Here is a 25,957-nt window from a genome sequence, read left to right on the forward strand (position 1 = left end):
GTGCTTCCTTCACCACCGGCCGCTTCTTCGTTCGCGAAGCCGTACGGCCCGCCCGGCGATGTTCGCTTCTTTCCGACCACCACACCGCTGTCCACTCTGGCGAGGATCAATGGCTGACCTGAGCGTAGTCCCGGCATGAACACGGTGGAACGACTTGATGGTTCGGCCCATTTGTTCGATCGGATCTCTGAGCTGATCGACCAGACGCGCACAACCGTCGCGGTGCAAACGAACGCCGCACTGACCCTGACGAACTGGCAGATCGGGTACCTCATCAACACAGAGGTGCTCGCGGAGCAGCGTGCTGAGTACGCGCACGAGATCGTCGTGACGCTGTCACGACAATTGACGACTCGCTACGGCCGCGGCTTCGACCGCGCCAACCTGTATCGGATGCGACAGTTCGTCCAAGTCTTCCCCGACCGCGACCGTGTCGCGACGCTGTCGCGACACGTGAGTTGGAGTCATTTCATCACACTCATCGCAGTGGGCAGTGACACAGCACGCGACTTCTACATCCAGCAGACCCTCGATGCGCGACTCAGTGTCCGCGCCCTCCGCGAGCTGATCGGCCGACAGGGATTCGAACGACGCGAGATCGCCAACGCCCAGACGCCTGGCGGCTCCGCCGTACCCCTGGACACGTTCAGCGATCCGTACTTCCTGGACTTCCTCGGGCTTGAGGACGCTTATGCGGAACGCGACCTCGAGGACGCGCTCGTCCGCGACATGGAGGCATTCCTCTTGGAGGTCGGCAACGGCTGGACGTTCGTCGCGCGACAGAAGCGGATGACCGTCGGCAACGACGATTTCGCTCTCGACCTGCTGTTCTACTCACGCCCCCTGCACCGACTGATCGCGGTGGAACTGAAGGTCGGCAAGTTCAAGCCCGCGCACGAGGGGCAGATGAAGCTGTACCTCAAGTGGCTCGACCGCTACGAACGACGCAGTGATGAAGAGCCGCCACTCGGGCTGATTCTGTGCACCGAGACATCTCGCGAACAGATCGAATTGCTGGAGATGCACAAAGACGGCATCGTCGTGGCCGAGTACTGGACTGCCTTGCCGCCGCGTGAAGAATTGCAGCAACGAATCGCCCAGATCTACCGAGATGCGCGGGAACGGATCGCCCGACGCGCACTCAATCCTGCCGACATCGACCTCTGAAGGTCTCGCGGCAACAGATGCCGTCGTCTGCAACCCAGTTGCAACCATCACACTCCTAACGTGTGCTCCACATCACTTCACTGCTGCTCGAACGATGAAGGAGTCACACCGATGACCGTCTATGCAAAGCCCGGAACCGAAGGTTCCGTCATGAGCTTCCAGTCGCGCTACGACAACTGGATCGGGGGCCGTTGGGTGCCGCCGGTGAAGGGCCAGTACTTCGAGAACCCCTCACCGGTCGACGGTCAGACGTTCTGTGAGATCGCTCGTTCGACGGCCGAGGACATCGACCTGGCGTTGGACGCCGCGCACGCCGCCGCACCGGCCTGGGGCAAGACGTCGGTCGCCGAGCGCGCGCTGATCCTGCACCGGATCGCGGATCGCATGGAGGAGAACCTCGAGAAGATCGCCGTCGCCGAGTGCTGGGAGAACGGCAAGGCGGTCCGCGAGACGCTCGCCGCCGACATCCCCCTCGCGATCGACCACTTCCGCTACTTCGCGGGCGCGATCCGCGCCCAGGAGGGCGGCATCTCGGAGATCGACAAGGACACCGTCGCCTACCACTTCCACGAGCCGCTCGGCGTCGTCGGCCAGATCATCCCATGGAACTTCCCGATCCTGATGGCGACGTGGAAGCTGGCCCCGGCGCTCGCCGCGGGCAACGCCGTCGTCATCAAGCCCGCCGAGCAGACGCCGTCGTCGATCCTGTACCTGATGAGTCTCATCGGCGATCTCCTGCCCGACGGCGTCGTCAACATCGTCAACGGCTTCGGTGTGGAGGCGGGCAAGCCGCTCGCGTCGAGCAACCGCATCCGCAAGATCGCGTTCACCGGCGAGACCACCACCGGCCGCCTGATCATGCAGTACGCGACCGAGAACCTGATCCCGGTGACGCTGGAACTCGGCGGCAAGAGCCCCAACCTGTTCTTCGACGACGTCATGGCGGCCGACGACGGCTTCCTCGACCGTTCCCTCGAAGGCTTCTCGATGTTCGCGCTCAACCAGGGCGAGGTCTGCACCTGCCCGAGTCGCGCCCTCATCCAGGGCGGCATCTACGACGACTTCCTGGAGAAGGCCGTCGCCCGCGTCAAGGCCATCAAGCAGGGCAATCCCCTGGATACCGACACCATGATGGGCGCGCAGGCGTCGAGCGATCAGTGGGAGAAGATCAAGTCGTACCTGGCTATCGGCAAGGACGAGGGCGCGAAGGTCCTGACCGGCGGTGAGCCCGCCGACCTCGGCGGCGATCTGTCCGGCGGCTTCTACATCCAGCCGACGGTCTTCGCGGGCGACAACAAGATGCGGATCTTCCAGGAGGAGATCTTCGGCCCGGTCCTCGCGGTCGCGCCGTTCGCCGACTACGACGAGGCCATCTCCATCGCCAACGACACCCTGTACGGCCTCGGCGCGGGCGTGTGGAGCCGCAACGGAGCCGTCGCCTACCGCGCGGGCCGCGACATCCAGGCAGGTCGCGTGTGGACCAACACCTACCACGACTACCCGGCGCACGCGGCGTTCGGCGGGTACAAGCAGTCGGGTGTCGGACGCGAGAATCACCTGATGATGCTCGGCCACTACCAGCAGACGAAGAACCTTCTCGTCGGCTATGCACAGGAGGCCAAGGGCTTCTTCTGATCCCCCGCTTCTGATCCCCGCGCTCGGCCGTTCGAGCGCAGCGCTCAGCCGTTCGAGCGCAGCGCTCAGCCGTTCGAGCGCAGTCGAGAACCCTCGCCCGGGCCGGCGACCCCGGTCCGGGCGAGTCCCAACCGCCGTGTGAGAGGACGCGCTCATGACACCCGACCGAGTGATCGCAACGCAGGCAGGCGTCGACCTGCTGACCAAACTGTCCGAACTCCACGGCGGGCTCATGATCCACCAGTCGGGCGGATGCTGCGACGGATCGGCACCCATGTGCTACCCGGTCGGCGAGTTCCGAGTGGGTCAGCGGGACGTCCTCGTCGGCGAAGTGGCACTGCCCGAACCCCTTCCGAGCGTGCGGATCTGGATCGGCGGCGACCAGTTCGAAGTGTGGAAGCACACCCAGCTGATCATCGACGTGGTTCCCGGCCGGGGAGCGGGCTTCTCGCTCGAGGCGCCGGAAGGAGTCCGTTTCCTCTCCCGTGCCCGCGCCTTCAGCGATGAGGAGAACGCCCTTCTCGAGGCGTCGCCCCCGAAGGTCGGAGCGGATTTCGAGTGACGTCTCCCCGCTCGACGAGCGGGGAGCGTCAGTGCCCGGACCGGCGGGCGATCGCCGCCGGGATGAACGCGCGGAGGCGGTCCGCGGACACCCCCGTCGGATCGAGCACGTGGCGATGCAGCAGTTCGCTGCCCGCGGCGTGCAGGGCGATCGCGGTCAGTTCGGGATCGGCCAGGTCTGGGTTGGCACGGACGAGCTCATCCTGCAGGAACTTCCGGACCAGGGCCGACGAGTCGGCGAGCCGCGCGTGCAGTTCCGGCGGTGCGCCCTGCGGCGGCGACAGGAACAGCCTCCACGCCGACGGGTCGGCGTCGATCGACGCCAGCACGCCGTCGAAGACGGTGTCGAACGCGGAACGCTCGGGATGGTGCGCCACGGCGGCGACGGCGGCAGCGAATCCGGCGCCCGCGATGGCGATCTCCCGGTCGATCAGTGCGACGAACAGCCCCGCGAGGTCGCCGAACTGCTGGTAGACGAGTGATCTGTCGACACCGGCCTGCGAGGCGATGCGGCCGGGCGTCACCTCGTGGAATCCCTCGTCCAGGACGATCGCACGCGTCACGTCGAGGATCTGCTCGCGGCGCTGCGCAGCGCTCATCCGTCGTCGTCCGCTGGTCACCCTTGACATGCTAACTCACAGAGTGTGAGCATGTACTCACACTCTGTGAGAAAGGATGCGGCGTGACCACGTACTTCCCGCACCTCGCCGAGACGGTCCACAGCCAGCGCGACCGCCTCCCCGCCGTGTACGGCGATTTCGACTTCGACGCCGTCCCCGAACGCTTCACCACCGATCCCGCGGTCGAGTCCGCACTGCCCCGCCGGGTCGCGGCCCGCGAACCGTTCCTCGACGATCCCGAACTCGTCGAGTTGATGAAGACCGCGACCTTCCTCGGCGACGTCCCCGCCGACGCGTACGCGGCACTGTCGGCGTCGCACAGCATGAAACAGCTGATCGGCATGCTCACACGAGCCTGTCGGCACGGCGTCGACGCGGTCGCCGACGCCCCGGCCGAACTGACCGCGTTCATCGACGACCTCGAGGCGACGCCCGACTGGATCGACATGTCGCTGGTGGCCGACGGCGCCCGCCGGGCCCGCGTGGAGGCGGCCCTGCTGTCGCCGTTCATCACCCGCGGCGCATTCATCGCCACGTTCACCAACACCTATGCGGCGCTGCCGATGGCGCTGACCGGCGCACTGTCGGGCGCGCGTGCCGCGCACCGGGTGAACGAGACGACGAGCTTCTTCGCGCTCACCGCGATGCCCGGCGCACTCGACCGGTTCGGGCCCGGTTTCGAGGCCGCCGCGATGGTCCGCCTCATGCACTCGATGGTGCGCTTCCACGCGTTGACCAAGTCGGACAAGTGGGATGCGGCCGTGTACGGTCTCCCCGTCCCCCAGGTCGATCAGATGCCCGCCGGCCTCATCGGCATGTACCTGCAGGCCCAGCGGGTGATCCGCGACGGCCGGACGACGTTCACCAGCGGCGAGCGGGCACTCGTCGAGTTCGCCCGCTACCGTTGCTTCCTCCTCGGACTGCCCGAGGAGTTGGTCCCGTCGGAGCCGCACGACATCGTGCGCGCCTTCCACGGTCGCGCCGCCGTCCTGCGCCACGGATTCGACGACGAGACGTGTGGCCGCCTCGTGCGGTCGACGATGGCGGCATACCTGCGCCCCTCCGACTCCCGCTTCGATCGGATGGCCGACGCCGTGGAGCGCAGCTTCAGCGCACTGGCGTTCACGATCGCATTCTGCGGCGGCAATCGGACGGCGGCGGCCGGGATGGGCGTCGAACTCGGACTCTCCGACGTCGCCCGGATCGCCGCGACCGGGCCGTTCATCGTCGGCCGCTATCTCGCCGTCCGCGCGGGAAACCGCATCCCGATGCTCCGCGACCCGATCGACCGCTACCTGGTCCGACTCCTCGCCAAACGCCTCGTGACATACGGCAAGCCGGAGTTCACGAGCGACGCCGCGACCTACACTCCCTCGGTCTGACCTTCGTGCGAACCCCGGCCTCGGCCGATTCTCACGACGCGGCGACGACGCCGACCAGCGCGACCGTCGCGACCAGAACGGTGCCCGCCGCAGCGAGGATCAGGGGGCGGGGTCCCACCCGACGCATCACGTCCATCCGGATCCCCGTGCCGAGCGCGAACATCGCCGTGGTCAGGGCGATCTTCTGCAGCTCGCCCCCGACGGTGAGCGCGAGATCGGGAATCAGGCCGGACGATCGCAGGGCCACGAAGCCGAGGAAACCGAGGACGAACATCGGCACCAGCGGCGGACGCCTGCCGCCGTCGCCGACCAGCGCACGCTGCCGGTGACTGATGACGGCGAGCACCGGGGCGAGCATCATCACCCTGGCGAGCTTCACGACCACCGCCACCGCGAGCGCACCGCTGCCGATCATGCCGCCCGCGGCGACGACCTGCGCCACCTCGTGGATCGAGCCGCCCGCCCACATGCCCGCCTCGACGTCGGACAGCCCGAATGCGTCCGCCAGAAGCGGGACCGTCGGGATCATCAGCGTGCCGAACACGACGACGCAGCCGACGGCCGCGGCGACGTCCTCGTCCTTCGCGTCGATCACCCCGTCGACGGCGGCGACGGCCGCGGCGCCGCAGATCGACATGCCGCAGGCGATGAGGAGTCGTTGTGCGAACGGGACGTCGAGCAGCTTCCCGATGTAGAGGGTGCCCAGGACGCCGACTGCGACGACAACGACCACGGCGGCGATCACGCCCGCTCCGAGGCCGAGGATGTCGCCGACGACGAGTTGCAGACCGAGGAGCGCTACACCGATGCGCAGCAGGCTCTTCGAGGCGAACGCCAGGCCGGGATTCACCGACGCGGGGAGACCGAGAGTGTTGGCGCACAGCGCACCGAGCAAGATGGCGACCAGCAGGGGGCTCACCGCGGGCAGTGCGGTGTTCAGGCCGACCGCCACGGCGGCGCCGATCACGGCGACACCGAGTCCGGGGAGGACGCCTGTGGTCTGCGGCTTGTGGATCGTCATGCTTCTACGATCGGACCTCCGACCGTCCTCGGGTACCCCGCATTCGAGCATGGATTCATATCGAACTGATATGCCTCTCTCATATCAGTGGGGCATATTCGCAGGTTATGGTCGTGGAATGGATCTCCGATCACTCGACATCGGTGCACTGGAACTGCTGGTGGGCGTCGACGACCACGGCAGCCTGAGCGCCGCGGCACGCCGAGCAGGCGTCGCTCAGCCCAACGCGAGCCGGTCGATAGCCCGGCTGGAACGCCGGCTCGGCGTGCCGCTCGTCAAACGCGCGACCGCGGGATCCACCCTCACGCCGCAAGGCACTGTGCTCGTGCACTGGGCCCGGCGGATCGTCGACGGCGCGACGGAGTTGCTCGGCGTCGCCGACGGGTTGAAGACCGACCACACGGCCGAACTCACGGTCGGCGCCTCGATGACGGTCGCCGAGCACCTCCTGCCGCGGTGGCTCGGGACGTTCCGCGCCGAGTTTCCGGACGTGAACGTGCACCTGCGCGTGCAGAACTCGTCGACGGTCTTCGTCTCCCTCGCCAACGACGCCTGCGACGTCGGCTTCGTCGAATCGCCGACAGTGCCGACCACGCTGTGCGGCACGGTCGTGGCACGCGACCGACTGGTCCTCGTGGTCCCGCCCGACCATCCGTGGGCGCGGCGCCGCCGCAAGATCACGGCCGAGGAACTCGCGGCGACACCACTGCTCGTCCGCGAGCCGGGGTCGGGCACCCGCACCACACTCGACGACGCGCTCGCCGCCTTCCCCCGCGCCGAACCCCTCCTCGAGCTGGGCAGCAGCGCCGCGATCCGCACGTCCGTGGCGGCCGGTGTCGGCCCCGCCGTGCTGAGCAGCCTGGCGATCGCCGACGACGCCCGGTCGGGCGCCGTTCTCCCCGTCGACGTCGACGGCCTCGACCTCGTCCGATCGCTGCGCGCGGTGTGGCGTCCCCCGCGCGAGCTGCGAGGACCCGCCGCCGACCTCGTCCGCATCGCGCGCGGGAGCGCGTCGTGACAGGCTACGACGCGATGGCGCAGACGTACGCCGACCTGTTCGTGGACGCCTTCTCGTCGCCGCTGGAGCAGGCCGCCGTCGACGCCTTCGCCTGCCATGTCCGCGCGGGCGCCCTCGGAGGTCGGGTGGTCGACGTCGGGTGCGGCGTCGGGCACGTCGCGGCCCATCTGGTCGCGACGGGTCTCGCGGTGACGGCCGTCGACCCGAGCGACGGGATGCTCGCGCAGGCCAGGCGCGCACATCCGGAACTGAGCTTCACCAGCGACGACGCGTCGCTGCGCACCGTCGACCTCGCATCCGCGGCGGGTGTGCTGGCGCGGTTCAGTCTGATCCACGTGCCGCCCGATCGGGTGCGGGCCGTGCTCTCCGACTGGGCGTCGCGACTTCGTCCGTCGAGCGTCGTCCTGCTCGCCGGACAATCGACGGACGAGCCGGGCGTCGCGGCGTTCGACCACGCCGTCGCACCCGCCTGGCGGTGGCACCCCGACACGATCGCCGACGCACTCGCCGACGCCGGGTTCACCGAGTTGTGGCGGACCGTCAGTCGCCCGGCCGAGGGCTTCCACCGGTTCCCCGAGTTCCACGTGTGCGCCGAGCGACGCGCCTGACACAGATCAGTCGGGGCCACCGTCCCGCACCCAGCCGGTGTACTGCGGATGTCTAGTCAGCGAGATCGTCGCCGAGCCGACCCTTTGCCCGTGCCTGGAACCTTGCCCGCGGCCTGTCTGCGCGCCTGCTTCGCCGCGGCCTTCTCCTTCGCCGACCGCTTCGGTGCGGGTTCGGACCGTCCGCGCGACGATGTGGCCTTGCGACCTCGGACGATGCCGATGAACTCGGCGCACAGCTCCGACGTCGGGTCGGGCCACAGGAGTCCGACGGTGCTCGTCTGCGCGTCGACCAGCGGCCGGTAGACGAGGTCTTTGCGGTGATGCAGCCGCGCCAACGACTGCGGTACCACCAGCTGCCCGACTCCGGCGGCGACGAGTTCGATCGCGTCGGCGACGGTCTCCGGTCGGTGATCCACCGCGACGCCGGGCCGCGCGGGCAGCGCCAGCGACTCCTCGAGGGGCCACAGGAACGACTCGTCGGCGACGTCGTCGAACGTCAACTCGTCGCCCGCGGTGAGCCCGTGGTCCTTCGGCAGGACGACGACGGTCGTCTCCTCGTACAGCGAGATCGTGTGGTGCGGACCGGCGTCGCCGTGGTTCAACGCGTCGGGGAGACGAGTGATCGCGATGTCGACGACGCCCCCGGCTACGGCGGACGCGGTGGCCGCCACATCGAGCGCGACCAGGTCGATCGCGATGTCGGGAAACCGTTCCCGCCAGATCCGCACCCACTTGGCCGGCGTGGCGCCGGGGACGTACGCGAGCGTGAGGCTGCGCGGCGTTTCGGGCGAGGTCACCCGTCGAGGCTACCGCCCGATACCCTTGTTCCATGAGCTCGCAGTCGATGAAGCCCGCAACCGCCGCCAAGAAATTGGACGTCTACCTCCCGGCGACTCCGGCCGACTTCCGCGAAGGACCCATCACGCGGAGCGAGCTCGCCGCCCTGCAGGCCGATCCGCCGCAGTGGCTCCGGGACCTGCGCGCCGACGGTCCGCACCCGAAGAACCTGGTGGCGGGCAAGCTCGGCATCTCCAACTCGGGCCTGATCCGCGGCGAGATCACCGAGGCGCTGACCACCGCGCAGATCGATGCCCTCCTGGAGGAGATGCCCGAGTGGCTGGCCGCCGAGCGGAAGCTGCACGTCGAGGTCCTCCGCGAGGAGCGCCGGGTCCGTTCCCTGCACGGTGATCGCCGTCGCGCCCGCGAGCAGGCCGAAGCCGACGCACAGGCGGACACCACCGAGTGACAGCCGAGCAGACCCCGCGACCGCCGGCCCGACCTGCCGTCCGGGGTGTGCTCCTACGGCGGCCGTCGGCGCGCGGCCGGTGGGCGCCCGCGTCCCGAGCCGGGCTGTCCCTCGCGGCGCCCGCCGCGGTTCTCGCCCTGTGCGGATTCGGGACGGGATCCCTGCTCGCCGCGATGGGCGCGTTCGCCGTCCTCTACGGGGAACGCCGACCGTATCTGATCCGCTGGAAGGTGATCCTCACCGCGGGCGCACTGCTGATCGTCACCGCCGCCGTGTTCGGGTCGCTCGGGGCGACCGCCGGGCCGGACGCGTCGACGTCCGTCGACCTGGCGATCACCGCGGCCCTCGCGGCGGCGGCGGGCGTCAGCGTCTTCGTCAACGTCGCACTGCGTCTGGGCCCGCCCGGATCGTTCTTCTTCGCGCTGGTCGCGGGCGTGTCCCAGGTGGTCACCCGGCACGGTGTCGGCGTCGGCCATCTCGTGCTATTCGCATCGGCGGGAGCGGCGGCGGCGCTGATCGTCGGCATGGCTCCCGCACTGTGGAGCCCTCGCGGCCCGGAGTCCGCCGCGACCGCGGCCGCAGTGGACGCGGCCGAGTCGTACGTCGCGTCCAACTGCGCGGCCGATCCCGCCGCCCGACACGGTGTCGCGGTCTCCACGTTGAACGCGTGGTCGGTGCTGCACGACGCGGCGAGCACCGACGGCGAGATCGCGCAACGACTGTGGTCCGCGCAGCAGAAGGTGCACGGCGCGAGCATGAGCGCATTCGTCGCGCCGTTGCCCCGACCGAGCATCCGGCGTCGTCTGCGTTTCGCGGCGCGACGTGACAGTCACGCCGCGGTGGCCGCGACCCGCGCGGCGGTCACTGCTCTCGTCGCGGGCTCCGTCGCCGTGCTCTCCGGACTCGGCCGCCCCGACTGGGCGGTCCTCGGCGCGGTACTCGTCCTGCAGCTCGGACCCGACCGGGTCCACGGGTCCATCCGCGGCGTGCAACGAGTGATCGGCACGATCGCCGGCGTCGGCCTGTACGCGATCCTGCATCTCCTCGACTTGCAGGTGGGTCCGCTCATCGTGGTGCTCGCCGTGCTGAACGTGCTGATCGAACTCACGGTCGCCACCAACTACGCGGTCGCGGTCCTCTTCATCACACCGCTGGCATTGCTCATGGGCGGGCCGAGCACCCCGTTGCCCGACCAGATCCGCGAACGGATCCTCGAGACGTCACTGGGCGTGGCCGTCGCACTCGCCGTGCTCTGGCTGCTGCTGCCGCGCATCCACCGGAGCACCACGCGCAGCGCCGACATCGCCGTCCTGGCCGCGGGCACACGGGTCCTCACCGAGGGCGCCGAGCTCCCCGTCGACTCCGACGACATGCGGGTTCACCGCCGCGACCTCCAGTGGCAGCTCATCGAGGCCGAGCTTGCCGCGACCGACAGCGCATGCGACGAACCGCCGTGGGCCCGCCGATACTGGCCGGAACACACGCGGGTGCGGGACGCAGGCTACGACGTGCTGAGCGCCTGCTGGCGCACCCCGCTCGGTCAGCCGATCGGTTCGGGAGTCCGGTCCGACCTCTCGGCGCGCATCGCCCGCTGACGCGGCACCGCCCAGCACAACAGTCCCGCGAGGACGCAGAGCGCGGCCGCCGTGTAGAACGCCGGGTCGTAGCCGCCGGACGCATCGCGGATGGCGCCCGCGCCGAACGCGGCGACCGCCGCGCCGAGTTGGTGCGCCGCGAAGATCCACCCGAAGACGACAGGCGTGGCGTCGCCGAACTGGTCGCGGGCCAACGCCATCGTCGGCGGCACGGTCGCCACCCAGTCCAGGCCGTAGAACAGGATGAACACCCAGATGCTCGGCGTGGCCGAGGCGCCGAGGATCGACGGCAGCCCGGCCAGGGCGACGCCGCGTCCGAGGTAGTAGATCACCAGCAGCAGCCGGGGATCCACTCGGTCGGTGAGCCAGCCGGAAGCGATCGTCCCGACGACGTCGAACACGCCGACCAGCGCCAACAGCGACGCCGCGGTGGTCGCCGGCATACCGTGATCGCCTGCCGCGGGGATGAAATGCGTCTGCAGGAGCCCATTGGTCGTCGCCCCACAGATCGCGAAACTCGCCGCGAGCAGCCAGAACACCGGACGCCTCGCGCCGAGCGCCAGACCCGCGAGCGCGGCCCTCGCCATGCCGCGCTCCTCGCGCACGGGCGCCGCCACCTCGTCCGAACCGTACGCGGGCATGCCGAGGTCGGACGGCCACGACCGCAGGAGGAGCCCGGCGACCGGCACGACGGCCACCGCCACCGCGGTGACGACCAGTATCGCGGTGCGCCAGCCGTGCGCATCGGCCAGCGCGGCGACGATCGGCAGGAAGATCAGCTGGCCGGTGGCCGACGCCGCCGTCAACACCCCGGTGACCAGCCCTCGGCGCGCGACGAACCACCGCGTCGCGATCGTCGCGACGAAGGCCGTCGACAATGCACCGGTGCCGAGGCCGACGAGCACACCCCACAGCAGCACCAATTGCCAGCTCGCCGTCATGAACACCGCGAGTCCGGTGCCCGCCGCGATCAACGACAGCGCGCCCGTGACGACCGGCCGGATGCCCAGCCTGTCCATCAGCGCCGCGGCGAAGGGCGCCGTAAGACCATAGAGGGCCATGTTGACGCTCATCGCCGCGCCGATCGTCCCGTGCGACCAGCCGAACTCGTGATGCAGCGGGTCCATCAGGACGCCGGGGACCGACCGGAAGCCCGCGGCGCCCAGGATCGTCAGGAACGCGACGCCCGCGATCACCCAGGCGTAGTGGACGCGCAGTTCCCCGTCCTTCGAGCGCAGTCGAGAAGATTTCACGTGAACCACGATGCCGGGGACCGCGTCATCGAACCAGTGGCATGAATGCCAATATATGAAAGAATAATGCCATGCACACTGTCGCGGTCCTCTTGATCGAACCCGTCATCGGATTTGATGCGACCATCGCACCGACCTGTTTCGGCAAGGCCGACGACGCGGACGGCAATCCGCTCTATGAGGTCGTGACCTGCAGTGTCGACGGCGGTCCGGTGACATCGACCAACGGCTACTCGATCGTGCCGCAGTCGGACGCGTCGGTTCTCGCACGCGCGGACACCGTCGTCGTCCCCGGAACGAAATGTCCCCAGGCCAGGTCGGTCGGTGAGCTCCCCGACGACCTGCGGGCGGCGCTCGGGAGCATCCGCCCGGACGCACGGCTCGTCTCGATCTGCACCGGTGCGTTCATCCTCGCGGCGGCGGGCCTGCTCGACGGCAGGCCCGTGACCACGCACTGGCAGGCGGGCGCCGACCTCGCGCGCATGCATCCGAGCGTCAGCCTGGTGGAGCATGTGCTGTACGTCGACGACGGCGACGTCCTCACGTCGGCGGGCGTCGCCGCGGGAGTCGATCTGTGCCTGCACATCATCCGCACCGATCACGGGACCGCCGCCGCGGCGCGCGTGGCCCGCTACTGCGTGCTGCCGCCGGTCCGCGAGGGCACGCATCCCCAGTTCGTCGACCGCCCCATCCCGTCGCGCGGCGAGGGCAGCACGTCGGACGTGCGACGTTGGGCGGCGGAGAATCCCGCAGAGAACCTGTCGGTCGATCGCCTGGCGAGGCAGTGCGGGATGAGCGCGCGCACGTTCAACAGGCGGTTTCGCGAGGAGACCGGGCAGACGCCCGGCTCCTGGGTGCAGCGCTTGCGCCTCGACCACGCCCGCGAACTCCTCGAGCGCACCGACCTGCCGATCGAGACCGTCGCGGAACGATCCGGCCTCGGCACCGCGGCGAGTCTGCGCGTCCACCTGCGCCGGGACACCGGCATGCCGCCCGCGATGTACCGGCGGGCGTTTGCGGCCGCCGTGTAACGCCGCGCCGCGCCCGCGTCGATCAACCGAACGGGAGGACATACCGGGGGATTAATGTCGAAGAAGCCACTCGCCATACTGCTCGCCGCGCTCGCCGTCCTTGTCGTGGCATGCGGGACCACCGACGCTCCGCACGAGCTCGCGGCGCCCGCCCCGCTCGCGACGGTCTGCCCGGCGGACTCCCCGACGGCGACGACCGTTCCGACATTCGCCACCGCGATCACCCGGCGGTGGAGCGTGTCGGCCGACGCCGTGCTGCCCGGCGGCCGGTGGGACGCCGAGTGGTTCGGGCCCCGCGAGATGTGCGGGCGGGTCGTCGCGACCGCCGTTCGCGGGCTTCCGAAGTCCGACACGACGCACCGGCGCCTCGTCGACGGCGACCGGGTGATCGCCGGAATCGACGCCCGAACCGGAACCGTCGCATGGACTGCTCCCCTACTCCGCGGTGCGCGCTGCGGACCCGAACCGGTGCGGGGAACCGTCGCCTGCATCGTCGACAACGAGTCGACCAACAAGACGTACTGCGCATACGCGGACCTGACCGCGGACGACCCCGAACCGCTGGCCCCGTGCGACGCCGGACGAGCCCCCGGAGTGCAGCGGGACGACGGTGTGACGATCCAGTACGTCCGGATCGACTCCGGAACGAGCGGGGCGGAGAGTCTCGACGTCGACTCGGCCGTGGTCGACCACAATGCGATCGTCACCGCGTCCACCCCGTCCGACGACGGGCGACGAGTGGTCGTCGAACGGCGGGCGACCCCCTATGCACGCGGGTGGCGTGCCGATGTCGCCACGACACCGATCGACGCCTCCGAGCCGTGGCGCGGCGTCGTGACCAGGGTCGCCGGGCCGGCGGGCTTCCTCGGCGCGCGGCTCAACTCGAGCGACCACGGCGCGGTTCTCGATGCGGACACGGGGCGCGTCGTCGTCGATGCGCCCGGAACGGGGCCGGACGTCGCCGCGACGAGTGTGCCCGGACGCCGGCTCGTCGTGTTCTCCGACACCGACACGACAGGCCTCGACGCCACGGGCCGCGTGCTTTGGAAACGGCAGGGCAGACGCAGTCCCAGGGCGGACTACTCCACCGCCGAGCGCGCCCTGTATCGGGTGGTCGTGACGCCCTCGGGCGACACCACGCGGACCGTCGCACTCGACGCCGAGACGGGCGGTGACCTGCCGAGCGCCCCCGCCGCGATGCCCGGATACCCCGATGCGCCGCCGTCCGCGTTCGGGTCCGACGTCGGCGCCATCACCACGTTCACGAGCACGTCCGGGTACGAGACCCTCGGACTCACCTATCACTATCACGGCGCGATGGACGCACGGACCGGCCGCGTGCTGTGGTCGGCGAAGGGACGGTTCCCTCAGACGGAGGCGGCCGACGACGGCGTCGACACGATGCTGCTGCAGCAGACGTCGAGCAACGGATCCAACGAGGTCCGCGCGTTGGACCTGCGCGCCGGAACGATCCGCTGGCGGGCGACGGTCGCCCCGTTCGCGTTCTTCACCGCGGGCTTGTCCATCGGCGACGCCGCGGTCACCAGCTACACGGTTCAGTAACCGCGTCCGACGGCGAGCACCGACGCGAGTCGCTCGCCCGCGGCGAAGCGGCGGAGGTTGTCGGCGAGGTGCGGCGCCATCTCGACGGTGAGACGACCGGCGGGGTTCGCGACGTGCGGTGTGATCACCACGTTGTCGAGGTCGAAGAGCGGATCGTCGGGCGACGGCGGTTCCGGGTCGGTGACGTCCAGTCCCGCCCCGGCGATCACTCCGTCGGTGAGCGCCCGGTACAAGGCGGTCTGGTCGACGAGCGGGCCGCGCGCCACGTTGATCACCCACGAGTGCGGTTTCAGCAACGCTAGGGTGCGGTCGTTGATCAGATGTCGGGTGTCCGGCGTGTCCGGCGCGGCGAGGACCACGTGATCGGCCCTCGCGAACGCCTCATCGGTCCGCTCGGCCGACAACGTGACATCGGAGCCCGCGACCGGCGTCCCCGTTCGATTGACCGCGAGAACCGTTGCGCCGCACGCCTTCAGCATCGGAGTCAGGGCGCGCCCGATGCCACCCGCCCCGATGATGGCGACGGTGGAGCCGCGCAGTGTCCGCACCGCGGGGTCGACGGCGTCCTTGGCCCACCGGGTCCGCGTCGACGCGATCACCTGACGGGTGCCCGCGAGCAGCAACGCGAGGGCGTGCTCGGCGCACCCGTCCGCGTAGAAGCCCGACGCGTTGGTCCAGATCCGCTTGTCGTCGAGCACACCGGCGTCGACGAACCGTTCGACGCCCGCGGTGCTCAATGCCACCCACTCCACGCCGTCGGGCAGTTCCGGAAATCCTTCCGGACCACCGATCCACACCACGACCTGCGCGTTCTCGATGTCTACGAGCTGCGCGCCGACCTGCGTCACCGCCCCGACGATGTGGTCGTCCAACACCGGTGCAACGGCCACTCGCATCGAAGTCATGGGTCCATCTCTATCACCGCAGTGCGGCCGCGACAGCATCGACGGATTCGAGCCGCACGCCGATGAGCGTCAGATCGGCGAGCCGTTCCGGCGTGGTCTGCGACGTCGCGTCGGTGACGAGGACGGTCCGGTAGTCGCGTTCGGATGCGTCGAACAAGGTCGCACGCGGGCAGTTCGGCAGATTGCAGCCGGCGACGACGAGGGTGTCGACCGCGGCCGCGCGAAGCCGCTCGTCGAGTGAGGTCCGATGGAAGGCCGACCACCGCGGTTTGTACATGATCGACTCGCCGGGTCCGATTCGCTGGAACTCCCCGCGGCGCAACGCCTCCCAGTCGCACCGGACCGCCGCGCGCAGCAGGGGCCGTACGATCTCTGCTCCCTCGGTCCCCGGCTGGACCGGTGCGTCGCCCGCTTCGATCGCGGCACGGCGGACCAGGTCGACATCCGACTCGCCGGCCCGATACGACCGGACGACGTGGACGATCGGACGGCCCGCCGCGCGGTACGCCTCGGCGAGAGCGGCCAGGGCGGGCACGACGTCCGCGGTGCCGGGGATCGCAGTCGGTCCGCTGACGAAGTCTGTTTGGACGTCGATGATCGCCAGAGCCGAGGCAGCCCAGTGCGGGTCGAGATGCATACGACCATCGTGACACGGCGGCCACGTCCATTGAACGGATGAATCTTCCGGCGATGACGGCGAGCGGGACTAGGGTGAGCACCCTGACACGCCGATCCACTTCCAGACAGGGCACGGCCATGTACCCCTCGACCGCACGGAACCCGATCCCGCCGTCCGACGCGGAACTCGTCGAACGCCTCCGGAACGGCGAGATGGCGGCCCTCGAGATCGTCTACGACCGGTACAGTTCGGCGCTCGCGACCTTCGCGTACTCGATGCTGCGCAGCCGGGAGCGGGCCGACGACGCCCTGCACGACGCGTTCGTCGTCGCGACCGGCCGGATCGGACAGCTGCGCGATCCGTCGCGCCTGCGGCCGTGGCTGTACGCGATCGTCCGGTCCGAATGCCTCCGCGGCCTGCGGGGGAGCAAACGGGAGTCCGCGCTCGAAGAGTGGCATGATCCGGGGACCGACGACGCGGCGGGCGACGACCTGCACCGCGCCGAGATCGCGTCACTCGTCCGCGAGGCGATGGGCGGGCTGTCGCCGAAAGACAAGGAGATCGTCGAGCTCAGCCTCCGGCACGACCTCGACAACTCCGAGATCGCGGCGGTCCTCGGCGTCAAGGCGTCGCACGTGACGGCGTTGACGTCCCGCGCCCGCAAGTCGTTGGAGCAGAGCCTCGGGACGCTGCTCGTCGCGCGGGCGGGCGGCGAGGGCTGCACCGACCTGACCGAACTCCTCGCAGGCTGGGACGGCGAGTACACCCCGCTCTGGCGCAAGCGCATCGCCAAACACATCGACGGATGCCCCGAATGCACCGGCGAACGGAAGCGGCGCTTCAGCCCGGCCGCGATCCTCGTCGCCCTGCCGATGCTGGCGTTGCCGCTCGGCTTGCGACTGCGGACGATGAACGACGCCCAGCCGGGCCTCGTCGCCTACACACAGCCCCTCCCCGATCCGGTGACCGGCGGCGGGAAGCCGCAGTCGGACGCGGCGCGCAACCCGTCGACGTCCATCGACGGCACGCCGGCCTGGGACTATCCGCTGGCGGACAAGTCGAGCCCGCGGATGCTGTGGCTGCCCGTCGCGGCGGTTCTGCTGCTGCTCCTGATCGGCGGAACGTGGCTGGTCCTCGGCACCGACGACACGCCGACCCCGGCGCCCGTCGTCGACGTCGGGACGTCGACCGGCGCGCCCGCGACGCCCACGACGGTCGCGTCCACGCAGCAGGCCGAGTCGCGGCCGAACGGGGAGCCGCAGGTGGACGACCCGGGCCCGTCATCGGTCGAGTCGTCAGACGATTCGGCGTCCGAATCCGTCGAGTCCAGTGCACCCGAGGTCAGCGAACCGGACAGTTCGGTGCGCATCAGGATCCCGGTGGATCCGTGCCGACTCGGCGCCTGCGACCCGGTCACCCCACCGTCGCCGATCATCCACTGAAATTCGTCGACGAAGAGTTGTTGCATCCGTGAGGTCGCCCGACTCCTACCTCTGAACGACCGGAACCTCCGGTCGCCGAGGCAAGGAGCCAGCCATGACCGTCACCACCGCCCGCCGAGCACTGTTCGCCGCTGTCGCCGCCGCAGCCCTCCTGACCGCGGGCGCGGGCATCGGCGCGGCATCCGCCGAGGTCCCCGGCAACATCGTCATCGACCCCGGCGTCCGCGTGAACGACGACATCCTGAAGAATCTGCCCAACCACAAGGACGACCCGAAGAACGGCCAGACCGATCCCGACACGGGCAAGGACTCCAACCCGAGTGGCGGCGCCGAGACCGACCCGAAGACCGACCCCGACACCGCCCCGAACGCCGGAACCGACACGCAGGCCGACGACACCGTCGACCCGTCCACCGACTCGGGCGACAACGGCGAGACCACAGCCACGACGTCGGATGAGACCCGTCGATCGACGGACGGCACCCCGACCGCCGCCACATCAGCCGACGACTCGATCGTCACGTTCGCCCTGATCGGCGCAGGCGTCGCGGTGATCGCCGCCGGAGCCACCGTAGTCGTCGTGGCACGTCGCCGCTGATCGCCGGAATGCAGAGGAGAACCGTCATGAAGACCACCGTCCGCACCGTCGCCGTCGCCCTGCTCGCCGGCTTGGCCGCACTGCTCTTCCTCACCGGATGCGCCTCGGGCGGCAGCACTGCCCCCGCGCCCCCGGCCCCCGCCCGCGTCCTGTCCGGCGACACCGCCGCGAAGCCCGCCACCGTCGACGCCCCGATCGGCACCCCCGACCACATCACGATCCCCGACGTCGGGGTGGACGCGAACGTCGCGCCGATCTCCGACACCGGCTCCGAGATCGATCCGCCCAGCAACGACGACGCGTACTGGTGGACCCAGCGCGGCAAGCCCGGTTCCAACGACACCGTCTACCTGGCCGGACACACCCTCGACAACGGGACCGGCGTGTTCGCCGCCGTCCAACGCAGCAAGCCGGGCGAGAAGATCACGATCGACACGTCGGCCGGGAAGCGGACCTACCGGATCACCGCGACCGCCGCCTACGCCAAAGCCGACCTCGACAGGTACGACGACGTGTGGGCCGCCGTGCCCGGACGGTTGATCCTGGTGACCTGCCACCTCGACAACGGCGCACCGACCAACGACAACTTCCTGGTCTTCGCCACGCTCATCAGCTGAACCCCACCGCCGACAGGGCCGGGGCACCCACGGGTGCCCCGGCCCTTCTCGCCGTCCGAGGGATTCGAGAACTCGTCGAGAAAAGTTGTTGCACCCGTGCGGGCCCGCGACTCCTACATCTGAACGGCCGAACGGATCGGTCGTCGGACGGAAGGAACCAGCCATGACCACTCGCACCGCCACCCGCCGCACCCTGTTCGCCGCCATCGCAGCGGGAGCCCTCCTGACCACCGGAGCGGGCGTCGCACTCGCCGACACCGCCGCAGATCCCGGAGCCGTCAACCAATCCGACAACGCGAAGGGCGACTCCGGCTCGCAGCCTGCCGATCAGCAGGGCGGAAACGACGCGAAGGCCGACGATCAGCAGCAGCCCGCCGACGACCAGCAGCCCGGCGCGGGGAAGGACGACTCGACCGACACGGGCACTGGCGATCAGGGCACGGACGACCAGGGCACGCCGAAGGAGGACGGCTCGTCCGGTCCACTCAGCCCGGAACGGTGCCGCGTCCTCGCCGAGCGCGGCCTGCATTCGGACCGCTGCCCCGATCCGGGCACGCCGAAGCCGTGCAAGGACACGCACACCGACCCGAAGGACCAGCAGGACCCGAAGGGCGCTGAGAAGCCCGTGGATCACGTCGCCGTGGATCTCGCCAACTACACGCCGACCGACAACGGCTCGACCGATGAAGGCACCGGAACAGACGACGGTAAGGACACCGAGTGCCCGCCGCCCGGTGGCGACAAGGGCGGCGAGAAGAATCCGCCGTCAAGCTCCCGCCAGAACCCGCCGGTCACCGTCTACATCCAGCCCGGCGACGGTCGTGTCCGCTTCAACACCGGGTCGCCGCACGATGCGGCCGTGACCGCGGGCTACGGCGACATCGCGTTGGCGGGCGGGGGCGCCGCACTCGTCCTGGCGGGCGGAGCGGGCTACGCGATCCGCCGCCGCCGGAACGCGTGAACGCCACACCACAATCGATCGGGCCGGACTCCCAGACGGAGTCCGGCCCGATCGTCATGTCAACGCGGAACCGTCAGCGGTCGCCGCCGCCCAGACGGACGCCGCGAGCGATGTGGAAGTCGTAGGCCGATTCGGCGTGGAGGCCGTCGTCGACGCCGTCCGCCTCGTGCTGCGGATGCACGCGCAGCCCGATCGTGTACTTGAGGGCGAGGGCGATCAGGCTGGTCACGGCCATCGCGTAGGCGAGGACGACGAGGACCGCGACGATCTGCCGCCACAGCAGGTCGACGCCGCCGCCGTAGAACAGGCCCGCCCGACCGATCAGCGAGTCGGGGCTGCCGACCAGTCCGATCATCACGGTGCCGACGATGCCGCTGACCAGGTGGACGCCGACGACGTCGAGCGAGTCGTCGTACTTCCAGCGGTACTTGAGTTCGATGGCGTACGAGCTGACGGCGCCCGCGACGAATCCGACGATCATCGCCCCCATCGGGGTGACGGCGGCGCACGACGGTGTGATCGCCACCAGGCCCGCGACCACGCCGGACGCCGCGCCGAACGACGTCGGACGGCCGTGACGCACCCGTTCGACGATCAACCACGACACCATCGACACCGCGCCCGCGCCGAGCGTGTTGACCATGATCAGTGCCGCACCGCCGTTGGCGGCATAGGTCGACCCGGCGTTGAAACCGAGCCAGCCGAACCACAGCAGGCCCGCGCCGAGCATGACGAACGGCAGATTGTGCGGGCGCATCGGGTCCTTGGGCCAACCGAGTCGACGCCCCAGGAACAACGCCATGACCAGTGCCGACGCTCCCGAGTTGATCTCGACAACGGTTCCACCGGCGAAGTCGACGGCGCGCAGGTGCTCCACGCTCCAGCCGCCGGTCGCGGCGGTCAGACCGTCGACGGAGAACACCCAGTGCGCCACCGGGAAGTACACGAGTGTGGCCCACAGCCCGGCGAACACGAGCCACGACACGAACTTCATGCGGTCGGCGACGGCTCCCGCGATCAGGGCGACAGTGACCATCGCGAACCCCGCTTGGAAGGCCACGAACAGCAGGGCCGGGATGTGGCCGACGAGCGGCACCCCGGCGACGTCCGTCCCGTCGGAGTTGAAGGCCCCGAGCAGTCCGCGCAGACCGGCGAATGTCGTCGGGTCGCCGATCACACCGCCTCGGTCCGGTCCGAACGTCATCGAGTACCCGAACGCGATCCACAGCACCCAGACGACGGGGATCGCCGACAGGCACATCATCATCATGTTGAGCACTCCGCGGCTGCGGACCATGCCGCCGTAGAACAGTGCGAGACCGGGCGTCATGAGCAGGACGAGGGCGAAGGCGACGAGCATCCATGCGGTGTCGGCGCCGTCGACGGGCCCGATAGTCGGAAACATCAGGGCAGTCTATAGCCGCGTCCGACCCGCATCGACGCAGGTCAGGAGCATTTCCGGCAACTCAGACGTCCATCAGGTCCACGTCGCGCGTCTCCTTCATGACGAGCAGGGCGATGAGCGTCGACACGCCCGCGATCGCGAGGTACACACCGACCCATGCCACGCCGAAGTCGGCGACGAGCCAGGTCGCGATGAACGGGGCGATCGCGGCGCCGATGATGGACGCGAAGTTGTAGGCGATGCCGCTGCCCGTGTAGCGGACGTTCGTCGCGAACAGTTCGGGAAGCACGGCGCTCATCGGCCCGAAGGTGAAGCCCATCAGTGTGAGTCCGACGATCAACACCGCGAGCATCGATCCCTCGGTGACGTTCTCCGGGTTCAGGATCCACGCGAACGACAGGCCGTACACGATGATCGCCACGGTCGCGATGATCAGGATGAGCCGTCGACCGAATCGGTCCGCGAGATGGCCGGAGACGGCGACGAACACCGCGAAGAACACGACGGCGATCAGCTGCATCTGCAGGAAGTCGATGTAGGAGATCGTGAGCTTGGGGCCGTTCTTGTCGACCACCTTGCCGGTTCCGTACGACACGACCCACGTGGTGACCAGGTAGAACAGCGTGTACGTGGCGACCATGACGAACGTGCCGATGATGAGCGGACGCCACGCCGTCTTGACCACCTCACCGAGCGGGGTCTTCACCTTCTTGCCTTCTTCGACGGCCTTGGCGAACACCGGAGTCTCGGTCAGTTTGAGTCGCACGTACAGGCCGACGATCACCATCACCGCGGACAGCAGGAACGGAATGCGCCAGCCCCACGTCATGAACGCGTGGTCGGAGCCGGACGTCTTCGAGTCGTAGTCCATCACCGACATGATGATCAGGAACAGGCCGTTGGCGAGGAAGAATCCGAACGGGGCTCCGAGCTGCGGCCACATGGCGGCCCAGGCTCGTCTGCCCTTCTCCGCGGTTTCGGTGGCGAGCAGCGCCGCGCCGGACCATTCGCCGCCGAGGCCCAGACCCTGCGCGAAGCGCATCAACGCGAGCAGTGCCGGGGCGAGGTAGCCCGCCTGGTCGAATGTCGGCAGCACACCGATGAGGAACGTCGCCACGCCCATGGTCAGCAGGGATCCGACGAGCGTCGCCTTGCGGCCTACGCGGTCGCCGAAGTGGCCGAACAAGATCGAGCCGATCGGGCGGGCGGCGAACGCCAGGCCGAACGTCGCGAACGACGCGAGCAGCGCGGCCGTGTCGTCGCCCTTCGGGAAGAACAGGGTCGGGAAGACGAGCACAGCGGCCGTCGCATAGATGTAGAAGTCGAAGAACTCGATTGTCGTTCCGACCATCGAGGCGACGACGATTCGTCTGCGGTTCATTCGGATGACACTAGAAGACTCGTGTCGTCCGTTCGGGTAAGTCCGCCACTATCCGTGCCGAGGAACCGCCCCGCTGCGGATCAGTCGCAGTACCCGCAGCGGCCGGTGGCGGGAAGCGCGGTGAAACAGGTGGGGCACAGGCGCGGCGGGCGATCTTCGGGAGCGAGCGGCTTGGCCTGCTTCGCGGGCTTGGCGGCCTTCGGCTTGGCGGCGGCCTTCGGCTTCGGTTCGCCCTTGGGGGCCGCCGTCTTTCGCGGCGTGGTCGCGCGGGCGGGCTTTCGCGCCGCACGACGTTCGGCGACGCACGGTGCGAGCACGGGCTTCGCGCCCGGCGGCATCGCCGCTCCGGCGAACACATAGCAGTCGAAGCGGGCGACGGCAGCGTCGCGATCGGGGTCCTCCGGCGTCGCGCGGCCCGCCACGTCGAGGACGTGGAGGTAGGCGTCGCCGACGCTCTCGTCGAGTCGGACGCACAGCGAGGCCAGGAGCGGCTCGTCGTCCGTGCGCAGTCGGGTGACTGCGGCGAGCAGGTCGTCGATCCACAGTCGGACCGGCCGACCTGCGCGGATACCCGTCTCACTCTGGACCTTCGATGCGAGTTCCGCCTGAGTGAGGAGCGATCCGTAGACGCGCGCCGTCTCGATCAGGAAGTCGCGGGCGACGGGGGCCCACGCGTCGAGCGCGTCGGCGAACGGGATCGGGTATTCGCCGGGCTCACGGAACGCGGTGGTGCCCGCAGCGTCGTCAGAAGTCACTCGACACAAAGTAATCGCGTCGGCCGATGCTCGTCGAATCGACTGGTCAGCACGGTTGGTGATATCAATTCGTGACTCGCCGAGGGTTGTGACTGGTGATGCTGTTGTAGTTCAGTGAGGTTATTGTGACTAACTTTCTGCGAAATCAGGCCCGTGCGGCAGCCATCGGCGTCGGCACCGCGCTGGCGTTGACCGTCCCCGGAACAGCGTCCGCGCTCCCCCAGCTTCCGCAGCTGCCCGACCTGTCGTCGTTCTCGAACTCGTCGGCCGACCTCAAGGGCATCATCGACGTGCTGCCCGGCCTGCTGGAGCGGGCGCCGTCACCGACGTACGACGGCCGGACGCACTGCTCCAAGGTGCTGCTGATCGGCGACTCGACGTCGGTGATCGCCGACACCGCGTCCTCCCTGCCGAGCGCGTCGGACACCGCCACCGCCCAGTACGGCCGCGTGGGTGTCGGCTCGGTGACCGTCGACGCACTGTCGGGCCGCGCGATCGTCGGCGGCCCCGGCGTGGACGCCGAGCACGCGGTGGCCTCCCGCCTGGCCGCCGCGGGTGACGCCTGCTGGGTGATCGCGATGGGCGTCAACGACGCCGGCGCCATCGCAGACGGCAGTCCGGTGAACGCCGACGCCCGCATCGACCGGATCATGAAGCAGTTGACCGGAAAGTCCGTGCTGTGGCCGACGATCGCGTCGTCGAACCCGAAGAACCCCGCGTTCGGTTCGGCGTCCATGACGTCGTTCAACGACGCCCTGCGCCGCGCGACCACTCGCTACCCGAACCTCGCCGTCTACGACTGGGCGGCCGTCACCCGTCCGGTGATGTTCACCGACGGCATCCACTACACGGCCGCCGTCTACGCTGAACGGAATCGCCGCTTCGCCGACGCGCTCGCCACCGCCTATCCGACCGGCGGAGGCGTCGCCCCGACCACCGTGTGGATCGCCGGTTGACACGGACTCTTGCGATAGACGAGGCTGCCCGATCGTGGGCGCATGACGGTGTCCCCGCCTGACCTTGTCAGGCGGGGTACCGCACCACATCCGTTCCCGGCGGGACGGGCGGACCCGGTGGCGGGGCCGGAATCCGGCAGGACAGCCACTTCTCGACGGCCGACCCGGACTCGGTGACCCGATCCCCGAAGGTGGGGAGGATCTTCTCCGGCTGCAACGCGTGATTGACCTTCCACGGATCGTTCGAGCCGGTAGGCCGCCACCCGACCCGGCCCGTGAAGGGCCCGGACTGCAGGATGGCGGTTTCCCACCCGCCAGGCTTCGTCGAGACCGACCTATTGTGGCCGCCGCACGCCCCTCCGAGGTGGTCGATGTCGGTGAGGCCGCCGTCTTGCCAGTCGGGCATGTGATGGGCCTGGGTCTTCGACCACGGGACAGTGCAGCCCGGCGCGGTGCAGCCACGATCGCGGCCGAACAATGCGAGCCGTTGGGCCCGGGATGCCAGGCGCTTGCCGCGCCCGAGGTACAGGACCTGTGCTGAGGCGTTCGCGAACACTTCTAGCCACGGGGTGGCGTCTCCGGCGATCTCCACGAGATCCTTGACAGGCAGACGCGTGCCGGTGGCGGTGGTCGCGACACCGGTGCGCGATTCGAGATCGTCCAGTGATGCAGTGACAACCAACTGCGACGACAGCGACGTACCCTCACCGAGGCCACCGTTGGCGATCAGGAACGTCCACATCGCCTCGAGTGCGTCATGATTGCGTTGCGACTGCGAACGGGTGTCCCGTTCGGCCGCGGCCGAACGGGCCTCGGGGTCGACGTTGGCCGATGATCCGGACGGGGACTGCTCGTCGTCGGGATTGTTCATCCCCGGTGCCGCCCACAGGATCAGCAGTGCCTCAAGCTTGGCGCGGGCCGCCGGGGTCAGTTTGGCGCTGATCGCCGACATGAGCCGCCGATCCTGCGGAGCCAGAGTCACACCACGACTCCGCGCGCGGTCGGTGTCGTCGGTCAACTCCCCGTCGGGATCGAGGTGCGCCAGAATCCGCTTACCCGCGGTCCGGGTCTGCTCGGGAGTCAACGTCCGAGCTACCCCGGCCAACTCGGCTTCAGCACGGGCCTTCACATCGGCAGGAATAGCAGCCGGGATCGCGTCGATCACGTCGACGATCTCCGAGACATGATCGAGGGAGAGATCACCGTCGGCCACCGCCGCAGCGGTGGCCGGGAGTGTCGGGTCGAGCGGTTCGCCGGAGAAGGCGACCAGCGAGCTCAGGCTCAACGCCGCATCGGTGCGCTGTTTGCGAGCCCGCGCCGACAACCGGAGTCGACCTTCGAGGTATTTGCCGGGCATCTGCGATCCCAAATCGCGGTACGCGCCGCGCTGGGAGACCTCGGCGAACAGCCGTGCATCGACGCCGACTCCGCGACGGTTGGATCGCTCATTGATGTCCGAGGCGGCCAGAAGTTCGCGATTCGACAGACCGGCCAGTGACACCACCGCGAGCTTCTGCGCGACCTGATCCTGCAACCGCACGAGGTCCAGCGGATTGTCGGGGAGTTCGATGTTCGTCATGGTGTCCACCTCCTTCGTTGCCTCGATTCTATCCTAATG

At 69.2% G+C, this 25,957-nt stretch carries 25 protein-coding genes; 15 read left to right on the top strand and 10 right to left on the bottom strand.

From position 1 onward, the window contains the following. Positions 1-135 precede the first annotated feature (135 nt). The 3 genes from GYB83_RS03815 (at position 136) to GYB83_RS03825 (ending at position 3,364) form a co-directional block, all read left to right on the top strand. The gene (locus GYB83_RS03815) at positions 136-1,167 is read left to right on the top strand and encodes a PDDEXK nuclease domain-containing protein (protein WP_161894229.1); all 1,032 of its coding nucleotides are present in this window, start codon (positions 136-138) and stop codon (positions 1,165-1,167) included. 111 nt (positions 1,168-1,278) lie between these two features. Further along, entirely contained in the window at positions 1,279-2,802 is a 1,524-nt protein-coding gene (exaC, locus tag GYB83_RS03820) for an acetaldehyde dehydrogenase ExaC (protein ID WP_161894230.1), read from the top strand. 154 nt (positions 2,803-2,956) lie between these two features. Further along, a complete protein-coding gene (locus GYB83_RS03825; RefSeq protein WP_161894231.1) occupies positions 2,957-3,364 on the top strand; it encodes a DUF779 domain-containing protein in 408 nt (135 codons plus the stop codon). A gap of 28 nt (positions 3,365-3,392) precedes the next feature. Here the strand turns inward: GYB83_RS03825 and GYB83_RS03830 are convergent, their stop codons facing one another. Continuing rightward, complete coding sequence (locus tag GYB83_RS03830; RefSeq protein WP_228461156.1) at positions 3,393-3,992, bottom strand: TetR/AcrR family transcriptional regulator; 600 nt, start codon at positions 3,990-3,992, stop codon at positions 3,393-3,395. A 53-nt stretch (positions 3,993-4,045) separates the two neighbouring features. Here GYB83_RS03830 and GYB83_RS03835 point away from each other — a divergent pair, with 53 nt between their 5' ends. Then, positions 4,046-5,365, top strand: a complete 1,320-nt coding sequence (locus GYB83_RS03835) for an oxygenase MpaB family protein (protein WP_161894232.1) — start codon at positions 4,046-4,048, stop codon at positions 5,363-5,365. A gap of 31 nt (positions 5,366-5,396) precedes the next feature. On the opposite strand, the gene GYB83_RS03840 is transcribed toward GYB83_RS03835, so the two are convergent. Further along, positions 5,397-6,386 (bottom strand): YeiH family protein, encoded by a 990-nt coding sequence (locus GYB83_RS03840; RefSeq protein ID WP_228461157.1) that lies wholly within the window; start codon positions 6,384-6,386, stop codon positions 5,397-5,399. Between the two features lie 118 nt (positions 6,387-6,504). Here GYB83_RS03840 and GYB83_RS03845 point away from each other — a divergent pair, with 118 nt between their 5' ends. Continuing rightward, positions 6,505-7,404 carry a LysR family transcriptional regulator gene (locus GYB83_RS03845; RefSeq protein WP_161894234.1) on the top strand — a complete coding sequence of 300 codons (900 nt, stop codon included), beginning with the start codon at positions 6,505-6,507 and terminating at the stop codon, positions 7,402-7,404. 14 nt (positions 7,405-7,418) lie between these two features. Continuing rightward, complete coding sequence (locus GYB83_RS03850) at positions 7,419-8,012, top strand: class I SAM-dependent methyltransferase (protein ID WP_161894641.1); 594 nt, start codon at positions 7,419-7,421, stop codon at positions 8,010-8,012. Between the two features lie 56 nt (positions 8,013-8,068). Here GYB83_RS03850 and GYB83_RS03855 read toward each other — a convergent pair whose 3' ends face one another. Beyond that, positions 8,069-8,809: a LysR family substrate-binding domain-containing protein gene (locus tag GYB83_RS03855; RefSeq protein WP_161894235.1), complete on the bottom strand. Its 741-nt coding sequence runs from the start codon at positions 8,807-8,809 to the stop codon at positions 8,069-8,071. Positions 8,810-8,856: 47 nt separating this feature from the next. On the opposite strand from GYB83_RS03855, the gene GYB83_RS03860 reads away from it, so the two are divergent. Both GYB83_RS03860 and GYB83_RS03865 read left to right on the top strand, forming a co-directional pair. Next, positions 8,857-9,258 (top strand): DUF5997 family protein, encoded by a 402-nt coding sequence (locus GYB83_RS03860; RefSeq protein ID WP_161894642.1) that lies wholly within the window; start codon positions 8,857-8,859, stop codon positions 9,256-9,258. Continuing rightward, on the top strand, positions 9,255-10,853 hold the full coding sequence (locus tag GYB83_RS03865; protein ID WP_161894236.1) for an FUSC family protein: 1,599 nt from the start codon (positions 9,255-9,257) through the stop codon (positions 10,851-10,853). Before GYB83_RS03860 ends, GYB83_RS03865 begins: the two co-directional genes overlap by 4 nt. Here the strand turns inward: GYB83_RS03865 and GYB83_RS03870 are convergent. After that, positions 10,799-12,106, bottom strand: a complete 1,308-nt coding sequence (locus GYB83_RS03870; RefSeq protein WP_228461158.1) for an MFS transporter — start codon at positions 12,104-12,106, stop codon at positions 10,799-10,801. The genes GYB83_RS03865 and GYB83_RS03870 overlap by 55 nt on opposite strands. A 71-nt stretch (positions 12,107-12,177) precedes the next feature. On the opposite strand from GYB83_RS03870, the gene GYB83_RS03875 reads away from it, so the two are divergent. Then, on the top strand, positions 12,178-13,137 hold the full coding sequence (locus GYB83_RS03875) for a GlxA family transcriptional regulator (RefSeq protein WP_161894237.1): 960 nt from the start codon (positions 12,178-12,180) through the stop codon (positions 13,135-13,137). Between the two features lie 54 nt (positions 13,138-13,191). Continuing rightward, entirely contained in the window at positions 13,192-14,700 is a 1,509-nt protein-coding gene (locus tag GYB83_RS03880) for an outer membrane protein assembly factor BamB family protein (RefSeq protein ID WP_161894238.1), read from the top strand. Here the strand turns inward: GYB83_RS03880 and GYB83_RS03885 are convergent. Together GYB83_RS03885 and GYB83_RS03890 are read right to left on the bottom strand one after the other, a co-directional pair. Next, positions 14,694-15,605: an NAD(P)-dependent oxidoreductase gene (locus GYB83_RS03885; protein WP_161894239.1), complete on the bottom strand. Its 912-nt coding sequence runs from the start codon at positions 15,603-15,605 to the stop codon at positions 14,694-14,696. The two genes, GYB83_RS03880 and GYB83_RS03885, sit on opposite strands and share 7 nt — an antisense overlap. Before the next feature lie 13 nt (positions 15,606-15,618). Further along, positions 15,619-16,242, bottom strand: a complete 624-nt coding sequence (locus GYB83_RS03890; protein WP_161894240.1) for a cysteine hydrolase family protein — start codon at positions 16,240-16,242, stop codon at positions 15,619-15,621. Positions 16,243-16,361: 119 nt separating this feature from the next. On the opposite strand from GYB83_RS03890, the gene GYB83_RS03895 reads away from it, so the two are divergent. From GYB83_RS03895 to GYB83_RS03910, 4 genes are all read left to right on the top strand, one after another. After that, positions 16,362-17,666: a sigma-70 family RNA polymerase sigma factor gene (locus GYB83_RS03895; RefSeq protein WP_161894241.1), complete on the top strand. Its 1,305-nt coding sequence runs from the start codon at positions 16,362-16,364 to the stop codon at positions 17,664-17,666. 94 nt (positions 17,667-17,760) lie between these two features. Beyond that, positions 17,761-18,264: a hypothetical protein gene (locus GYB83_RS03900; RefSeq protein ID WP_161894242.1), complete on the top strand. Its 504-nt coding sequence runs from the start codon at positions 17,761-17,763 to the stop codon at positions 18,262-18,264. Between the two features lie 26 nt (positions 18,265-18,290). Further along, entirely contained in the window at positions 18,291-18,881 is a 591-nt protein-coding gene (locus GYB83_RS03905) for a class F sortase (protein ID WP_161894243.1), read from the top strand. Between the two features lie 163 nt (positions 18,882-19,044). Continuing rightward, the gene (locus tag GYB83_RS03910; RefSeq protein WP_161894244.1) at positions 19,045-19,842 is read left to right on the top strand and encodes a hypothetical protein; all 798 of its coding nucleotides are present in this window, start codon (positions 19,045-19,047) and stop codon (positions 19,840-19,842) included. 73 nt (positions 19,843-19,915) lie between these two features. Here GYB83_RS03910 and GYB83_RS03915 read toward each other — a convergent pair whose 3' ends face one another. The 3 genes from GYB83_RS03915 to GYB83_RS03925 form a co-directional block, all read right to left on the bottom strand. Next, positions 19,916-21,247 carry an ammonium transporter gene (locus GYB83_RS03915; protein ID WP_161894245.1) on the bottom strand — a complete coding sequence of 444 codons (1,332 nt, stop codon included), beginning with the start codon at positions 21,245-21,247 and terminating at the stop codon, positions 19,916-19,918. A gap of 61 nt (positions 21,248-21,308) precedes the next feature. Then, positions 21,309-22,628, bottom strand: a complete 1,320-nt coding sequence (locus GYB83_RS03920) for an MFS transporter (protein ID WP_161894246.1) — start codon at positions 22,626-22,628, stop codon at positions 21,309-21,311. A gap of 80 nt (positions 22,629-22,708) precedes the next feature. Beyond that, on the bottom strand, positions 22,709-23,383 hold the full coding sequence (locus tag GYB83_RS03925; RefSeq protein ID WP_161894247.1) for a hypothetical protein: 675 nt from the start codon (positions 23,381-23,383) through the stop codon (positions 22,709-22,711). A gap of 125 nt (positions 23,384-23,508) precedes the next feature. Between GYB83_RS03925 and GYB83_RS03930 the strand changes: the two genes are divergently transcribed. Further along, a complete protein-coding gene (locus tag GYB83_RS03930; RefSeq protein WP_161894248.1) occupies positions 23,509-24,339 on the top strand; it encodes an SGNH/GDSL hydrolase family protein in 831 nt (276 codons plus the stop codon). A gap of 67 nt (positions 24,340-24,406) precedes the next feature. Here GYB83_RS03930 and GYB83_RS03935 read toward each other — a convergent pair whose 3' ends face one another. Then, positions 24,407-25,918 carry an HNH endonuclease signature motif containing protein gene (locus GYB83_RS03935; protein ID WP_161894249.1) on the bottom strand — a complete coding sequence of 504 codons (1,512 nt, stop codon included), beginning with the start codon at positions 25,916-25,918 and terminating at the stop codon, positions 24,407-24,409. Between the last annotated feature and the right edge of the window lie 39 nt (positions 25,919-25,957).

The organism is Gordonia spumicola, assembly GCF_009932475.1.
Classification (GTDB): domain Bacteria; phylum Actinomycetota; class Actinomycetes; order Mycobacteriales; family Mycobacteriaceae; genus Gordonia; species Gordonia spumicola.

Excerpts from the sequence above, each read along its gene's own strand:
- GYB83_RS03860 (WP_161894642.1), top strand. The coding sequence starts at position 8,857 with ATGAAGCCCGCAACCGCCGCCAAGAAATTGGACGTCTACCTCCCGGCG.
- GYB83_RS03910 (WP_161894244.1), top strand. The coding sequence starts at position 19,045 with ATGACCACTCGCACCGCCACCCGCCGCACCCTGTTCGCCGCCATCGCA.
- GYB83_RS03895 (WP_161894241.1), top strand. The coding sequence starts at position 16,362 with ATGTACCCCTCGACCGCACGGAACCCGATCCCGCCGTCCGACGCGGAA.
- GYB83_RS03890 (WP_161894240.1), bottom strand. The coding sequence starts at position 16,242 with ATGCATCTCGACCCGCACTGGGCTGCCTCGGCTCTGGCGATCATCGAC.
- GYB83_RS03915 (WP_161894245.1), bottom strand. The coding sequence starts at position 21,247 with ATGTTTCCGACTATCGGGCCCGTCGACGGCGCCGACACCGCATGGATG.
- GYB83_RS03880 (WP_161894238.1), top strand. The coding sequence starts at position 13,192 with ATGTCGAAGAAGCCACTCGCCATACTGCTCGCCGCGCTCGCCGTCCTT.
- exaC (WP_161894230.1), top strand. The coding sequence starts at position 1,279 with ATGACCGTCTATGCAAAGCCCGGAACCGAAGGTTCCGTCATGAGCTTC.
- GYB83_RS03920 (WP_161894246.1), bottom strand. The coding sequence starts at position 22,628 with ATGAACCGCAGACGAATCGTCGTCGCCTCGATGGTCGGAACGACAATC.
- GYB83_RS03905 (WP_161894243.1), top strand. The coding sequence starts at position 18,291 with ATGAAGACCACCGTCCGCACCGTCGCCGTCGCCCTGCTCGCCGGCTTG.
- GYB83_RS03845 (WP_161894234.1), top strand. The coding sequence starts at position 6,505 with ATGGATCTCCGATCACTCGACATCGGTGCACTGGAACTGCTGGTGGGC.
- GYB83_RS03830 (WP_228461156.1), bottom strand. The coding sequence starts at position 3,992 with ATGTCAAGGGTGACCAGCGGACGACGACGGATGAGCGCTGCGCAGCGC.
- GYB83_RS03840 (WP_228461157.1), bottom strand. The coding sequence starts at position 6,386 with ATGACGATCCACAAGCCGCAGACCACAGGCGTCCTCCCCGGACTCGGT.
- GYB83_RS03875 (WP_161894237.1), top strand. The coding sequence starts at position 12,178 with ATGCACACTGTCGCGGTCCTCTTGATCGAACCCGTCATCGGATTTGAT.
- GYB83_RS03825 (WP_161894231.1), top strand. The coding sequence starts at position 2,957 with ATGACACCCGACCGAGTGATCGCAACGCAGGCAGGCGTCGACCTGCTG.
- GYB83_RS03885 (WP_161894239.1), bottom strand. The coding sequence starts at position 15,605 with ATGACTTCGATGCGAGTGGCCGTTGCACCGGTGTTGGACGACCACATC.
- GYB83_RS03815 (WP_161894229.1), top strand. The coding sequence starts at position 136 with ATGAACACGGTGGAACGACTTGATGGTTCGGCCCATTTGTTCGATCGG.
- GYB83_RS03935 (WP_161894249.1), bottom strand. The coding sequence starts at position 25,918 with ATGACGAACATCGAACTCCCCGACAATCCGCTGGACCTCGTGCGGTTG.
- GYB83_RS03900 (WP_161894242.1), top strand. The coding sequence starts at position 17,761 with ATGACCGTCACCACCGCCCGCCGAGCACTGTTCGCCGCTGTCGCCGCC.
- GYB83_RS03850 (WP_161894641.1), top strand. The coding sequence starts at position 7,419 with ATGGCGCAGACGTACGCCGACCTGTTCGTGGACGCCTTCTCGTCGCCG.